This is a genomic window from Nigerium massiliense (assembly GCF_000826085.1).
GTDB lineage: Bacteria > Actinomycetota > Actinomycetes > Propionibacteriales > Propionibacteriaceae > Propioniciclava > Propioniciclava massiliense.
The window spans coordinates 788,016-801,444 of record NZ_CCYM01000002.1; the positions used below are offsets into that span (position 1 = coordinate 788,016).

Sequence of the window (13,429 nt, forward strand, 5' to 3'; positions counted from 1 at the left end):
AGTCCCTGGTCAGCGCACTGTGAACACGAGTTATCCACAGATCCAGCAATGTGTTGAATGTGCCCGCGGGCGCTTGATTACATTCTCATCACCCAGACGTCGTTCGTCAGAACAGGACTGTATTCATGACCCGATCAACCGGCCTATCGGCACCGGCAGGCGCCCGGCCCCGGCGCAATCTGCGCTGGCTGGTATTGGGAATTCTGCTCGTGGCTCTGGGCGGTTTGGCGTCCGCATTGTTGTTCACGACGGTGACGGACAGCCGTCCCGCTATCAAGCTGACCCGAACGTTGTACCGCGGCGAGCAGATCCAGGCGGCTGACCTGAGCGTCATCACCATCGGCCGGTTGACCGACCTCGACGTGGTGCCCGGCGAGGAACTCAACGCGGTGGTGGGGCAGACGGCGGTGACCGACCTTCCGCAGGGGTCCGTGGTCGTGCGAGGCGCGGTCGGACGGACCGACCTCGCACCGGGGCTGTCGCGGGTGGGATTGAAGCTGCCGCCGGGTCGTTTGCCGAGCGTCGGGATGCCCCCTGGCACGCAGGTGCTCCTCGTCGCGGTCCCCGAGCGTGCGGCCGGGGCGTCCGCGAGCGTGCCCCCGTCGGTCGCGGCCACGCTCACCAACGCCCCGGTCGGCCAGGCGGACGGCAGCGTGCTGGTGGACGTGAACGTGCCCGCCCATGACGCCGAGTCGGTCGCCCGGCTGGCGGCGGCGGACCGCCTGGTGTTGGTGCGACGCGCGCAGGGGGACGGATGAGCACCATCGTCCTCTGCAGCGCCACGGGATCGCCGGGCGTGACCGTCACCGCCTTGGGGCTGGCGCTCGCGTGGCCGCGGGACGTCCTGCTGGCCGACGCCGACCGGACGCCGTCGCAGTCGGTCCTGGCGGGGTACCTGCGCGGCGAGGTCACCCAGGGCCGCGGCCTGCCGGGTCTGCTGCAGGCGCATCGAGAGCGCACCCACCTGCTGGACGCCATCGACGAGCAGGTGCTCGAGTTGCCGGAGCCGCCACGGCCCCGGCCACGTTCGGGCGAAGAGACGCAGGCCGTCCGGCGCCGCTTCCTGCCGGGCTTCGTCCGGCTCGGCACGATCGACCTCTTCGGGCCGGTCTGGCGGGAGTTGGCCCAGACCTTCCGCGACATGCACTCCGACGTGGTGGTGGATGCCGGGCGTATCGGTCGCCACGGTCTGCCCGAGGCGCTGACGGAGACGGCCGATCGGGTGCTGGTGGTGACGCGCACCACGCTGCCGGCGCTGGCCGCGGTGCGGCTGTATCTCCCCCTGCTGGCCGAGCGCCAATTGGAGGACCGGCTCGGTCTCGTGCTGATCGGGTCCGGGAGGCCGTATGCGGCGGGCGAGATCACGGACCAGTTCGGGGTGGGCGTCGCCGCACAGATCCCGTGGGAGCCGCGCTGGGCCGACGAGCTGGCGCTCGGCGTGCCCGTCGGGTCGGGGTGGTGGGGCCGCAAGCTGGCACGCGGCTACGCGGACGCCGCGGCGACCCTGAGCGCGGTCGAGCGGCGCGAACCGGTCATGGAGGTGACCGCGTGAGCCTCGCCGACATCCCGCTGTTCAGCGCTGCGACCGACCTTCCGCTCCGCCGGAGCGACGTCGCCGTGTCGCCCCGCATCGAGCGCATGGTGCGCGAGGTCGAGATCGAGTGGCCGCTCGTGGTCGTTCTCCGCCGACGGGCGTCGGAGGCGATCAGCCGGGCCGTTGACGAGCAGCAGGAGCGCACCGGCGCCCATCTGGCCGAGGTCGACAGGCGGCTTCTCGCCCGGCAGACGCTGCGCCGCGTCGTCCGCAACTACGCCGAAGAGCAGAGCATGCTCGGGGAATCCCTTTGGTCGATGGAGACCGAGCATGCGTACGCGGCCGCGCTGGAGAACGCGATCTTCGGTTACGGCCGGCTGCAGCCGCTCTTCGAGATCCCCGGGGCGGAGAACGTCGAGATCCATGGCTGCGACTCGGTGATGGTGCAGTTCGGGGACGGCCATCGCGAGCCGCACCCGCCCGTCGCCGACACCGATGAGGAACTGGTCGAGGCGATCCGGTTCCTGGGGGAGTCCGTGACGCCGGCGCGCCCGTTCGACGACGCCCACCCCACCATGACCCTCGCGCTCGGTGATCGCTTCCGGCTTCACGCCGTCGGCTTCGGGCTCTCCTACCGGCCTTCCGTGACGATCCGGCAGCACATCTTGACGGAGGTGACGCTGCCCGAGCTCGTGGACGGCGGGATGATGCCCGACGAGGTCGGACAGCTGCTGCACGCGGCGGTGCTCGGCCGGCAGTCGATCGTGATCTCGGGCGATCAGGGCGCAGGAAAAACCACGTTGCTGCGGGCGCTGATCGCCTCCATCCCGCCCCAGGAACGGTTCGGCACCCTCGAGACGGACTACGAACTGCTCACCCACCTGCAGCCCGGCCGGAAGAACATGGTCGCGCTCCAGGCACGCGTCGGCATGGGCGAGCGACAGGACGGCCGTCAGGTCGGCGAGTTCACCGTCGCCGACCTCATCCCCGAGGCGTTGCGGCAGAACCTGTCCCGGCTCATCGTGGGCGAGGTGCGTGGCGCCGAGGCCGGCGCGATGTTCGAAGCGATGCAGTCCGGAGCCGGCACCTTGAGCACCACGCACAGCCACGACGTGGTCTCGACGATGGACCGACTCGCTGCGCGGGTCGCGCAGGCTGGCGTCCTCACGGTCGACGAGGCGTTCCGGCAGATCGCGCTGCACATAGGCCTGCTCGTGCACGTCCAGCTGATCGACGACACCTGGCGAGGCGGGACGCGCACCCGCCGCATCTCGGAGGTCCGAAGGCTGACCGGGGCGATGGAGGGCAACCGTCCGGTCACGCACCTGGTCTACCGCGCCGGCACCGAGCATTCCGCCGAGACGTATCACCCCGAGGCGGCGTACCTCGACGAGCTCGCACCGTTCCTGTCCACATGGAGATCGCGATGATCGCGCTCGCCGCAGCCGTCGCTGGCATGGCCGTTGTGGCCGGGGCGTGCCTCGCTCTCACTGCCTGGCTGGGCCTGATTCCCCAGCGGACGCCGTCGTCCACACGGTCCACAACCCTGTGGACGAGGGCTGTGGATAAGATCCGTCGCACCACGCGCCGGCAGTGGCTGCTGCTCGCCACAGGGTGCGGGGCCGGGGTCGTCATCACCTACCTGACCGGATGGCCGGTGATGCTCCTCGTCGCCCCCGCAGCGATCGTCGGCCTGCCGATGCTGCTGAGCGAGCCCCCGCAGCGCGACCGCCGCCTGCTGGAGGCGCTGGATCGGTGGGTGCGCACGATGCTCGGCCTGATGTCGACCGGCAAATCCATCGCGGACGCCATCCGGGTCTCCGCCCGGCAGGCACCCGAGCCGCTGGCGGCTCCGCTCGCCAGCCTGGCCCGGCGACTCGACGACCGCTGGGCGCCCGCGCAGGCCCTGATGGCGATGGCGGACGACCTCGAAAGTCCCGACGCCGACGCGGTGCTCGCCGCACTGATCCTGTCCGTGCAGCGCGGTGGCACGGGGGCGTCCGCCACGCTGCGGGCACTCGCCGATTCGATCCAGGACCGGCTGCAGGCCTTGCGGGAGATCGAGGCCGAACGGTCGAAGCCGCGGGCTGTGGTGCGGCAGGTGACGATCATCACCGTCGGCGTCCTGGCCTTCGGGCTGCTGTTCGCCCGGGACTTCTTCGCGCCGTACGGCACGCCCGTGGGTCAGCTGATCCTCGTGAGCCTGCTGAGCGTGTACGCGGCGTCGCTGTTCATGCTGCGCAAGATGACGTTGCCGCGCGGGCGCGACCGCATCCTGAGGCCGCTGCCATGACCGCCACGCTCGTCACCGTCATGCCCGGCATGGTCATCGCCTTCGGCATCGTGCTGGCGATCCTCGCCTTCCGTCCGCTTCCGCCGCGGCTGGACGACGCGCTGGCCGCGCTCGCCGACAGCGGGCCCGCCGCGACGGAACCCGAGGAGGTCCCGACAGACGAACGCGTGGGAGCCTGGTGGCTGCATCGGCGCGGCGGACGGGTCTCGGTCGCCCTGGCCCGGCGCCTGCAGCTCAAAGGCATCAGCGTCACGCGGTTCTACTCCGACAAGCTCATCTACGCCGCGGGCGGCTTCTTCCTGCCGCTGCTGCTGGGAGTGCTGGCCGCGCTGACCGGGGAGCGCGAGGTGATGATCCCGGCGGTCGCGTCCATCGTGGGGGCGGCGGTGGGATTCTTCCTTCCCGACTTGCGGTTGCGCCAGGACGCTCCGAACATCTCCGCGGACGCCACAGAGTCCGTCCTCACGTTCTACGACCTCGTCACGCTCGAGCGGATGGCCAACCAGTCCGCGACCCAGTCGCTGCACGCGGCGGCGGCCCTCTCGGACACCGCCGTGTTCTCCACGATTCGCGGGTCCCTGGAGCGAGCCCGCCTCGAACAGCGGATGCCCTTCGGCGACCTGAAGGATCTCGGGCAGCGGATGGAGCTTCCGGCGCTCGTCGACCTGGCCGAGGTGATGCGGCTCGATGAGACCGGCGCGTCCCTGTCGGGAACGCTGCGTGCCCGGGTGAAGGAACTCCGGGACGCCCACCTGACCGCCATGAAGATGGCCGCGAACGACGCGTCCGAGCGGATGACCGTCTTCATGGTCATCCCCAGCCTCATCTTCGGGCTGATCTTCCTCATCCCGCCTCTGCTCAAGCTCGTCTCAACCTAGAAAACCCACGAAGGAGAACCGAAATGGCACGTCTGCTCAACCTCATCGTCGGCACGCTCGTCAACCCGCCCCGCCCCGACGAGCGCGGCCTGTCGCAGTCCACGGAGAACGTGCTGCTGCTCACGGGCGCGGTGGCGGTGGCCTTCCTCGTCATCCAGGCCGTCCGCACGTTCATCAGCGGCAATCTGGTGCTGACCCTGCCGGGACGATGAGCCGCGACCAGCGGGGGATGTCCGCGTCGGTGCAGTGGCTGATGCTCATGCCGATGATCCTGCTGCTGGTCTTCGCCATCATCCAGGTCGGCTTGTGGGCTCACGGCCGCACCGTCGCCGGCAATGCCGCGACCGCCGCCGCGGAAGAGGCTTCGCTGCTTTCGGCGTCCCCTGCCGAAGCCGAGGGCATCGGACGCCGCATCGCCGAGGACGGCGGCCTGCAGGACGCCTCCGTCACCGTGCGGGTGGGCGGCACCGAGGCCGGCGCGACGGTGACCGGACGGATGCCGACGTTCATCGACCTGGGGCAGACCCGAGTGCGCGTGCAGGTGACCAGGCCCCGGGAACGGGTGACGGTGCCATGACGGGACGTCGCGGGGTTGCCTCCGTGCGGTCGCGGATAGCCGGCGGACCCCGGGGACGATCCCGGGAACGGGGGCTGTCCCCGTCGGTCGAGTTCGTGATCTTGATGCCGGCGCTCGTGCTGTTCATCGGGCTGGTCGTCGGCGGGGCCCGGATCTGGTGGGCGCAGGCTTGTGTGCAGTCCATGGCCGACTCGGCTGCGCGCCAGGCGTCCATCTCACGCACGGCGGCGGAGGCCGCCGGCACCGCCGAGTCCCTCGTGCGTCGTGACGCCGTCGCGTCCGGGCTCGGCTGCGGTCGCGGACTGACCGTCACGGTGGACACGTCGGGCTTCGCCGTGCCTGTTGGACGGCCCGCCGCCGTGGGCGCGAGGGTGACCTGCACCGTGACGCTGGCCGACCTCTTCGTGCCAGGAATGCCGGGCAGCTTCACCGCGGACGCGAGCGCCCGCTCGACGCTGGACCGCTACAGAGGGAGACGATAACCATGCGTGTGGTGCGCCGCTTCGGGTCGCTGGTCGCGCTGGTCGCGCTGGTGGGAGGCGTTCCGTGGGTCCTGCTGCGCGCCGGCTTCTATGACTGGGGCGTCCTCAACCTGTGGTCGCCCGCCGATCCCCGGCTCATCCTGGCCGCGCTGACCCTCGTGGCCTGGCTTGCCTGGGCCGTGATGATCGTGTCGCTGGCCCTGGAATCGGTGCGGCTGGTGACAGCCGGCAGGATCTCGTGGTCGCTCCCGGGCCTGGGCGCGCCGCGTGCGGTGGCGAGCATGCTGCTGACGTCACTGCTGGCGTCTGCGGCCGCCCAGGCCGCCACCGCGTCGGCTGCACCTGCCCCGGTCAGTGCGCCCTCAGTCCCGTCACAGCAGGCGGGTCCCCGTCCGGTTGCGGAGAGCCGGGCCGACTCCGGCAGGTCGCTTCCCCCAGGGACGCGAGAAGCGTCCGGCGAGCCGGAGTCCTCAGCGGCGTCCGGGCAGTCCTCGGAGGGCTCGCACGGCGGCGCCATGATCCACGTGGTGTCCGCGGGCGACGACCTGTGGAGCCTCGGCCAGCGCTACTACGGCGCCGGCGATCAGTGGCGCCGCATTGTCGCGGCGAACCCCGACCTGGCCGAGGATCCGGCGCGCGATCTTGTTCCGGGAACCGTGCTGGTCATCGTTGATCCCGGCAACTACCGCCTCGTGCTCCGGGGCGACACCCTGCGCAAGATCGCCGACGAAGAATTGGGCGACGCCGACTCGTGGCCGGCCGGCGATCGTTCGGCTGAACCGCGACCGCATCCACGACCCGGACTACATCCAGACCGGATGGGTGCTGAAGCTACCGGATCCGCGCGAAGCCGCGTCCCAGGGTGAAGGGCGGGAGACCGACGAAGCCGGCGGCCGCGCGCACTCGACGGGGAAGGAGGGGACGCAGACACCACGGCAGGACGCCTCGAGCGCGTCCACACCCAGCGCGGCCGCCCCGGACAGCTCCGGGACGAGCGCCGCGCCCAGTGAGACCGAAAGGGAGGACGGGCGCTCCGACCAGAGCCCCAGCCCGGGTCGGACGCAGCAGGCCGGAACCCCCGCGTCCGGGCCGGAGGTGGCGCCGGCGAGGGGCACATCGGTGGCCGCGGGCGATTCCGGGCAGACCGACCAGCTCGCCATCGCCGCTGTGGCCGGCGGGATCAGCGCCGCCGCGGCGGCCGCCGTCCTGGGCGGCGCGCTGCTCCGCCGGCGGCGGCAGGCGCAGGAGCGCGAACTCGGCCGCCGCTCAACCAGCGACGAGGAGGTCCGACGCTTCGAGACCGCGCTCGGGCTGCGGGCGGCGATCCCGTGGACGGCCCTCGACGGCTACGAGGAGCTGTACGGCAACCCCGAGGGCCGTCTGGACGATTTCCTCCGCGGCACGATCGATCCGGCGCAGGCTGCGGCCGCGGCGCCGCCCGCCGGGACGGACAACGAGAGCGGTGAGGTAGCTCGAGCGCTGGGGCACGAGCCCGCCCGCTCAGATGCCGAGGTCGACCTCGCCGGGGTCACGCCGGCCGGAGCGCCGTGGCTCGGAGAGACGCTTGACCCCGCGATGATCAGCTCCGCGGCCGCGACAGCAGGCTCGACGGTCGCGCCCGGGGCCCGACGGCTGGCGCGACCGGATGAGCCGGCTGAGCGGGTGGTGAGCGAGGAGACCGCACGAGCGGTCGATTCCGCCGACCGGTTGCTCGCGAGGACGCGGCTGGTCGACCGCGCGATGCGCCACCTCAGCGCCGATTGGTGGCAGCGGAGGCGTCCTGCCGCTCGGCTCGACGAGGCCCGAGTGAGCCCCGAGGCCCTTGAGTTCGTGTTCGCGGACGAGGCGCCGGACGCACCGGTCGGCTTTTCCCGGCACGGGCGGACGCTGCGTATCGGGTGGGATGCCCTCGCGGGGCTCCCCGCCGTGGTGATGCCGGTGGCATACCCGGCGCTGGTGACGCTCGGCCTGGACGACGACGGCCGGCACATCATGATCGACCTGCTCGGCGCCGGGGTCCTGGGACTGCGGGGGGCCAGCGCCGAGACGCTCGCAGCCATCCAGGTGGAGCTCACCTGCGCCCCGTGGGCGGACGAGCTTTCCGTTCGGGTCGTCACCTCGGACGACCGCTTCGTCCGCGCCGCCGCGCTGGAGGACGTCCGCTGCCTCGACGACCCCGAGGCCGCCGTCCTGGCCACCGAGCGGGCGGCGGCCGAGCGCATGGCGGCTCTGGCCGACGACGCGTACGACGCCGTCCGCACCGATCCCGCCCGGGCGGACGCCTGGGCGCCCTGGGTGGTCCTGTTCGAGCAGCCACCCACGCCCGCTCAGATCGAGCGGCTCGAGGCGGCGATCGAGCTGCGCCCCCTGGGGCTCGCCGCGGTGGCGCCGGTCGGCGACGCGCACCAGCATCGCAGGCTCTGGGACGTCCGGTCCGGCGAGGACCCGGCAGGGCGGCTCGAACCCGAGGGGAGGTCCCTGCGGGCCCAGACGTTGCCGGTCGCGGTACGCGATCGCATCGCCGCCCTGTTCGAGGACGCCTCCGCGCCCGCCGACGACGTGGCGCCGTGGTGGAAGGAGAAGGACGACGCGAGCCGGAGGTCCGACGACATGATGGTGGTCACGCTCAGGCCCCAGCGGGCGATCGAGGCGCCCATGCTGCGGCTGTTCGGGGACGTCCGGCTCGAGGGCACGCAGGGCGAGCCGCCCAGCCGGGCACGGGGGCGCTGCCTCGAGTACTGCGCCTGGCTCCTGCAGAACCCGGGCAGCACCGCCCTCGACATGACGCGGGCTCTCTTCGTCAGCGACGGAACCCGCCGCTCCAACCTGTCCCGACTGCGCACCTGGCTCGGAGACGCCCCGGACGGCCAGCCCTACCTCCCCGACGCCTACTCCGGACGCATCGCCCTCCACCCGGGCGTGACCTCTGACTGGGCCGAGATGCAGGCGCTGGTCGCCCGCGGCGTCAACAACTCCTCGGACGGCGAGCTCCGCTCCGCGCTCGAGCTCGTCACCGGCGCTCCGTTCGCCGACGCCATGCCCGGCCAATGGGCATGGGCGGGCGAGCTGCGCTCCGACATGGCCGCCCTCGCGCGCGACGCGGGCGTCATGCTGGCCCGGTCGGCGCTCGCCAAAGCGGACGCAGCGCTGGCCCGCTGGGCCTGCGAGCGGGCGCTGACGGCGGCGCCGGACGACGAACTGCTGCTCTGTGAGCTGATGCGCGCCGAGGACGCCCTGGGGAACCGCCCGGCGGTGCAGGCGCTCGCCCGCCGGCTGACGGACCTCGCCGATCGGCTGGGTCTCGATCTTCGGACCAGTACGGTGCACATCTGTCAAGAGTTGCTGGACGAACGACCACGACTCCGCCGGGCGTGACGTGCGGATCTGCGCCAGAGACGCCCGGACTCCTCACGGATGCGAGGCCCGGAATGGGTTCCTGCAGCGACAGGCCCCGGACAAGGGGTTAAGGATTCTCTCAGGTCGGTCGTGATGTGTTGGTGATCATCCCTCCGGACTCGACGGCGGGCCGCGTGGGGCCGCGACCGCGCGCCGCCGAGCGATATGGATCACACTGTATGGGGTAGCCAGGACGCCAGAATGTGTCACCCACCAGGGGACGCCTACCAGCGGGAGGCGGTGTGCTCCCTCGACCAGAGGTTCACCCTTGAGCAACTTAGAGACGTGTGTCGGTTAGGCGTTTTCTTGGTTTCTTCTTATACTCAATGTCATGAAGACCCGAGGAGCCATGAACGGCCTGGTGAGGTGCCTCGCCCTCGCCGCGTCCGGTCTCGCGCTGCTCCTGCTGGTGCCGCACGACCTGCTCCACGGCCCCACGATCCCGCTCTTCGCCACGCGGGTGACGCAGCCCGCGCTGGTCGGGCTCGCGCTCCTGCTCACCGGCTGGTTGTACGCGACCTCGCTGGTGCTGCGCCGGCGCCACTCCTGGCGCGGCGACGCCGCCGGACGAACCTGGGCGATCCTGTTCCTCGTCCTGTGCCCGGCCGCGCTGGTCTGCGCCGCGCTCGATGGATTGCCGCTGGCAGCCGGGCTCTCGGTACTCGCCCTGGTCGCGCTCATCGCGTGGGCGAATTCGTCGCCGGCGCTGGCGTCCGACCAACGCTGACAGCCGGTTCCTGACCACCGTCGCTCGCCTGCCATGATGGGGGTATGAGCGACGAGCGCGAGATCTTGGAGTGGAACCAGTTCGGCGATGCCTGCCGGGAGCTGACGCAGACGGTGATCGACTCGGGCTTCGTGCCCGACCTCATCCTCTCCATCACGCGGGGCGGCCTGCTCCCCGCCGGCGTGATCTCCTACGCGCTCGACAACAAGAACCTGCACATCATCAACGTCGAGTTCTACTCGGGCATCGACGAGCGGCTGCCCGAGCCGATCTTCCTGCCGCCGCTGCCGGCCACGAACTACCTCACCGACCAGAAGATCCTGATCGTGGACGACGTGGCCGACACCGGCGAGACGCTGCGCATGGTCCGCGACTTCGCCGACCAGTTCGCCCTCGAGACCCGCGTCGCCGTCCTGTATGAGAAGCCGCGCTCGATCATCGCCTGCGACTACGTCTGGAAGCGCACCGACCGGTGGATCTCCTTCCCGTGGTCGGCGCTGCCGCCGCTCCACCGCACCGAGCACCCCCGCCTCGACAACTGACCCGCTGGGTGCGCGGAGCCGGGTCGCACGGCCGCTGCGGCCGGGCGTCCAGCGGTCACCATGACCGGGCATCACCGAGCCCGAGCATGCGAAAGCCCCCGGCTTTGAGCCGGGGGCTTCGTTGTGCCGGTGCAGCACGGGAGGCGACGCGTGCCGTCACCCGTGCCGCGCCCCTGCAGCGAGGGGCGTCGGCTCAGAGGTACTCGTCCAACGCCTTGATCAGCGACGCCTTGGTCTTGCCGCCGGTCATCGAGTTCACGACCTCGCCGTTGACGAAGACCTGCAGGGTGGGCAGGCCCATGACGCCGTAGCGCGTCGGCATCTCGGGGTTGGCGTTCGTGTCGAGCTTCAGGAACGTGACCTTGTCGCCGTACTCCTTGGCCAGCTCGTCGATGATGGGGGACAGCTGGCGGCAGGGCGCGCACCAGTCGGCCCAGTAGTCGACCAGCACGGGCTTGTCGGCCTTCAGCACCTGCTCGCCGAACGTGGCGTCGGTGACTTCTTCAACAGCGGACATGGTTCTCCTCGGATCGTTGTCGGAGCTCGGTGTGCGAATCAGTTTGCCGCAACCGGTTGGACCTCGTTGTCGCCACGCGCCATGGCCTTCTCGACCGTGACCGCGTCGGCGAGCTCCTGCAGGTAGCGCTCGGCGTCCAGCGCGGCGGCGCACCCGGTGCCGGCGGCGGTGATCGCCTGCCGGTAGGTGTGGTCGACCAGGTCGCCCGCGGCGAAGACGCCCGGCAGGTTGGTTGCGGTGGAGTCGGGCTGCACCATGACGTAGCCCGCGGCGTCCAAGGACACCTGATCGGCGACCAGCGCGGAGCGCGGGTCGTGGCCGATCGCCTCGAACACGCCCTGGACGGCCAGCTCGCGGGTCTCGCCGGTGGCGTTGTCGCGCACGACCAGGCCCTCGACCGACTTCTCGCCCGTGATGCCCTCGACGGTCACGTCGAGCTCGAAGCGGATCTTGGGGTCGTTCTGGGCGCGGGCCTGCATGATCTTGGACGCGCGCAGCTCGCCGCGGCGGTGCACGATCGTCACCGACTCGGCGAACCGGGTGAGGAACGTGGCCTCCTCCATCGCGGAGTCGCCGCCGCCGATCACGGCCAGATCCTTGCCCTTGAAGAAGAAGCCGTCGCAGGTGGCGCACCAGGAAACGCCCTTGCCGGAGAGGCGTTCCTCGTCGGCCAGGCCGAGGTGCCGGTAGCCCGACCCCATCGCCAGGATCACGGTCTTCGCCTCGTGCCAGGTGCCGGTGGCGTCCTTGACGCGCTTGATCGCGCCGGTCAGGTCGACCTCGGTGACGTCGTCGGTGATCAGCTCGGCGCCGAAGCGCTGGGCCTGCTCTTTCATGTTCATCATGAGCTCGGGGCCCATGATGCCCTGGGGGAAACCGGGGAAGTTCTCGACCTCGGTCGTGTTCATCAGGGCTCCGCCGGCCTCGAGGGCGCCCTCGAACACCAGCGGGTGCAGGTTGGCGCGGGCGGCGTAGACGGCGGCGGTGTAGCCGGTCGGGCCCGACCCGATGATGATGACTTCGCGAACCTCGCTCATGCACTCCTCTTTCGATCAGACGGCTCCGGCCAAGCCTAACGACGGACGACGCGGCGTCCTCGCAGGCGGACGGGCACTGCCCATGCCAGCGTTCGGCGGGGGCGAAGTATTCCCGCCGGGCCGGCGGCGTCCCACGTCAGTCGGCGACCGCCCGGCGCACCAGCGTCGCGACCTGGGCGCGGACCCCATCGGTCAGCTCGGCGATGGCGTAGGACGTGGGCCACATGTCCCCGTCGTCCAGCTGCGCGCCGTCGTTGAAGCCCAACGTCGCGTAGCGGGTGCCGAACTTGCTCGGCAACTGCAGGAACACCAGGACGGCGCCGTCCTTCTCGTAGGCCTGCATGCCGTACCAGGTCCGCGGGTCGAGCCCGGGCGCCTCCCGCGTGACCACCTGGTGCAGCGCGACGGCGAGCTTCTTCTCGTCGCCGGACAAGCCCTCGATCTTGTCGAGGAGCGCCTGCAGGTTGTCGGCCTTCTTCTTGCCGCCCTTCTCGGCGCGCAGCTCGGCGGCCCGCTCTTTCATCGCCTCACGCTCGGCCTTCGTGAATCCGTCGCTCATCTCAGGACTCCTTGGCCTGGATGCGGACGAGGTTGCCGGCGGGGTCGCGGACGGAGCAGTCGCGCAGGCCGTAGTCCTGGTTCTTGGGCTCCTGGACGATCTCGACGCCGGCGCTCTCGAGCCGCTCGAAGAGGCCGTCGAGGTCGTCGCTGGCGAGGTTGATGGCGGCGTAGGTCCCCTTCGCCATCATGTCGGCGATGAGCTGCTGCTCGTCCGCGGAGACCCCCGGGTCGCACACCGGCGGCTGCAGGACGATGTTGGTGTCGGGCTGGTCGGGCGCGCCGACGGCGATCCACCGCATGGCGCCCCGGCCGACGTCGAGGCGGACCTCGAAGCCGAGGGCGTCGCGGTAGAACCGGAGCGACGCGTCGGGGTCGGTGTGGGGCAGGAAACTGGAATGAATGGTGAGGCTCATGCGCGTCACGTTACGGAGCGGGCCAGCCCGAGGCTTCTCGATTCCTGACCGGTCTGGCGATCCGGCGGACGACGCACGCGGGCACCCCGTCGAGGTCACGCCCGGACGCCCAGGCCCGGTACGCGCTGGGGGACAGCCCCACGAGCTCGCTGAAGCGCGTGCTGAAGGTGCCGAGCGAGGTGAAGCCGACCGTCATGCAGATGGCGGTGACGGTCTGGTCCGAGTGCCGGAGCAGCGCCATCGCCCGCTCGATGCGCCGGGTCATCAGGTAGGCGTAGACCGATTCGCCGTAGGCGGCCTTGAACTGGCGCGAGAGGTGCCCGGCCGAGACGTGCTCGCCGCGGGCGAGTTCGGCGACGTCGAGCGGCAGTTCGTACTCCCGGTCGATCCTGTCGCGGACCCGCCGCAGCCGGGCCAGGTCGTCGCGGCGCTGCGCCGGATCCGTGGGCATGGCGCCAGTGTCCCCCAGGCC

General features: G+C 71.0%; 17 protein-coding genes. 12 read left to right on the forward strand and 5 right to left on the reverse strand.

The features are described from left to right. The first annotated feature begins 125 nt into the window (after positions 1 to 125). The 12 genes from BN1187_RS14025 (at position 126) to BN1187_RS05120 (ending at position 10,429) form a co-directional block, all read left to right on the forward strand. Entirely contained in the window at positions 126 to 758 is a 633-nt protein-coding gene (locus BN1187_RS14025; protein WP_147675076.1) for an SAF domain-containing protein, read from the forward strand. Further along, positions 755 to 1,552: a CpaE/TadZ family protein gene (locus BN1187_RS05070; RefSeq protein WP_040159282.1), complete on the forward strand. Its 798-nt coding sequence runs from the start codon at positions 755 to 757 to the stop codon at positions 1,550 to 1,552. The genes BN1187_RS14025 and BN1187_RS05070 overlap by 4 nt, the downstream gene beginning before the upstream one ends. Next, a complete protein-coding gene (locus tag BN1187_RS05075; protein WP_040159284.1) occupies positions 1,549 to 2,964 on the forward strand; it encodes a TadA family conjugal transfer-associated ATPase in 1,416 nt (471 codons plus the stop codon). Before BN1187_RS05070 ends, BN1187_RS05075 begins: the two co-directional genes overlap by 4 nt. A gap of 131 nt (positions 2,965 to 3,095) precedes the next feature. Beyond that, positions 3,096 to 3,827, forward strand: coding sequence for a type II secretion system F family protein (locus tag BN1187_RS05080; protein ID WP_052462305.1), 732 nt, complete (start codon positions 3,096 to 3,098; stop codon positions 3,825 to 3,827). Further along, positions 3,824 to 4,705 (forward strand): hypothetical protein, encoded by an 882-nt coding sequence (locus BN1187_RS05085; RefSeq protein ID WP_040159286.1) that lies wholly within the window; start codon positions 3,824 to 3,826, stop codon positions 4,703 to 4,705. Before BN1187_RS05080 ends, BN1187_RS05085 begins: the two co-directional genes overlap by 4 nt. Positions 4,706 to 4,728: 23 nt before the next feature. Further along, positions 4,729 to 4,917: a hypothetical protein gene (locus BN1187_RS05090; protein WP_040159288.1), complete on the forward strand. Its 189-nt coding sequence runs from the start codon at positions 4,729 to 4,731 to the stop codon at positions 4,915 to 4,917. Then, positions 4,914 to 5,282, forward strand: a complete 369-nt coding sequence (locus tag BN1187_RS05095) for a TadE/TadG family type IV pilus assembly protein (RefSeq protein WP_040159290.1) — start codon at positions 4,914 to 4,916, stop codon at positions 5,280 to 5,282. Before BN1187_RS05090 ends, BN1187_RS05095 begins: the two co-directional genes overlap by 4 nt. Before the next feature lie 95 nt (positions 5,283 to 5,377). Further along, on the forward strand, positions 5,378 to 5,764 hold the full coding sequence (locus BN1187_RS05100; protein ID WP_052462307.1) for a hypothetical protein: 387 nt from the start codon (positions 5,378 to 5,380) through the stop codon (positions 5,762 to 5,764). Between the two features lie 2 nt (positions 5,765 to 5,766). Further along, the gene (locus tag BN1187_RS05105) at positions 5,767 to 6,630 is read left to right on the forward strand and encodes a LysM peptidoglycan-binding domain-containing protein (protein WP_040159292.1); all 864 of its coding nucleotides are present in this window, start codon (positions 5,767 to 5,769) and stop codon (positions 6,628 to 6,630) included. A gap of 253 nt (positions 6,631 to 6,883) precedes the next feature. Then, on the forward strand, positions 6,884 to 9,139 hold the full coding sequence (locus BN1187_RS05110; RefSeq protein WP_040159294.1) for an AfsR/SARP family transcriptional regulator: 2,256 nt from the start codon (positions 6,884 to 6,886) through the stop codon (positions 9,137 to 9,139). Positions 9,140 to 9,491: 352 nt separating this feature from the next. Next, positions 9,492 to 9,887, forward strand: coding sequence for a hypothetical protein (locus BN1187_RS05115; protein WP_147675077.1), 396 nt, complete (start codon positions 9,492 to 9,494; stop codon positions 9,885 to 9,887). Positions 9,888 to 9,931: 44 nt separating this feature from the next. Then, the gene (locus BN1187_RS05120; protein WP_040159299.1) at positions 9,932 to 10,429 is read left to right on the forward strand and encodes a phosphoribosyltransferase; all 498 of its coding nucleotides are present in this window, start codon (positions 9,932 to 9,934) and stop codon (positions 10,427 to 10,429) included. Between the two features lie 193 nt (positions 10,430 to 10,622). On the opposite strand, the gene trxA is transcribed toward BN1187_RS05120, so the two are convergent. From trxA to BN1187_RS05145, 5 genes are all read right to left on the reverse strand, one after another. Continuing rightward, a complete protein-coding gene (gene trxA, locus BN1187_RS05125) occupies positions 10,623 to 10,946 on the reverse strand; it encodes a thioredoxin (protein ID WP_040159301.1) in 324 nt (107 codons plus the stop codon). Positions 10,947 to 10,984: 38 nt separating this feature from the next. Then, positions 10,985 to 11,983, reverse strand: coding sequence for a thioredoxin-disulfide reductase (gene trxB, locus BN1187_RS05130; protein WP_040159303.1), 999 nt, complete (start codon positions 11,981 to 11,983; stop codon positions 10,985 to 10,987). Positions 11,984 to 12,119: 136 nt separating this feature from the next. Next, positions 12,120 to 12,542: a DUF1801 domain-containing protein gene (locus BN1187_RS05135; protein WP_040159305.1), complete on the reverse strand. Its 423-nt coding sequence runs from the start codon at positions 12,540 to 12,542 to the stop codon at positions 12,120 to 12,122. Between the two features lies 1 nt (position 12,543). Beyond that, the gene (locus tag BN1187_RS05140; protein ID WP_040160063.1) at positions 12,544 to 12,957 is read right to left on the reverse strand and encodes a VOC family protein; all 414 of its coding nucleotides are present in this window, start codon (positions 12,955 to 12,957) and stop codon (positions 12,544 to 12,546) included. A gap of 10 nt (positions 12,958 to 12,967) precedes the next feature. Next, positions 12,968 to 13,408, reverse strand: a complete 441-nt coding sequence (locus tag BN1187_RS05145) for a helix-turn-helix transcriptional regulator (RefSeq protein ID WP_040159307.1) — start codon at positions 13,406 to 13,408, stop codon at positions 12,968 to 12,970. Between the last annotated feature and the right edge of the window lie 21 nt (positions 13,409 to 13,429).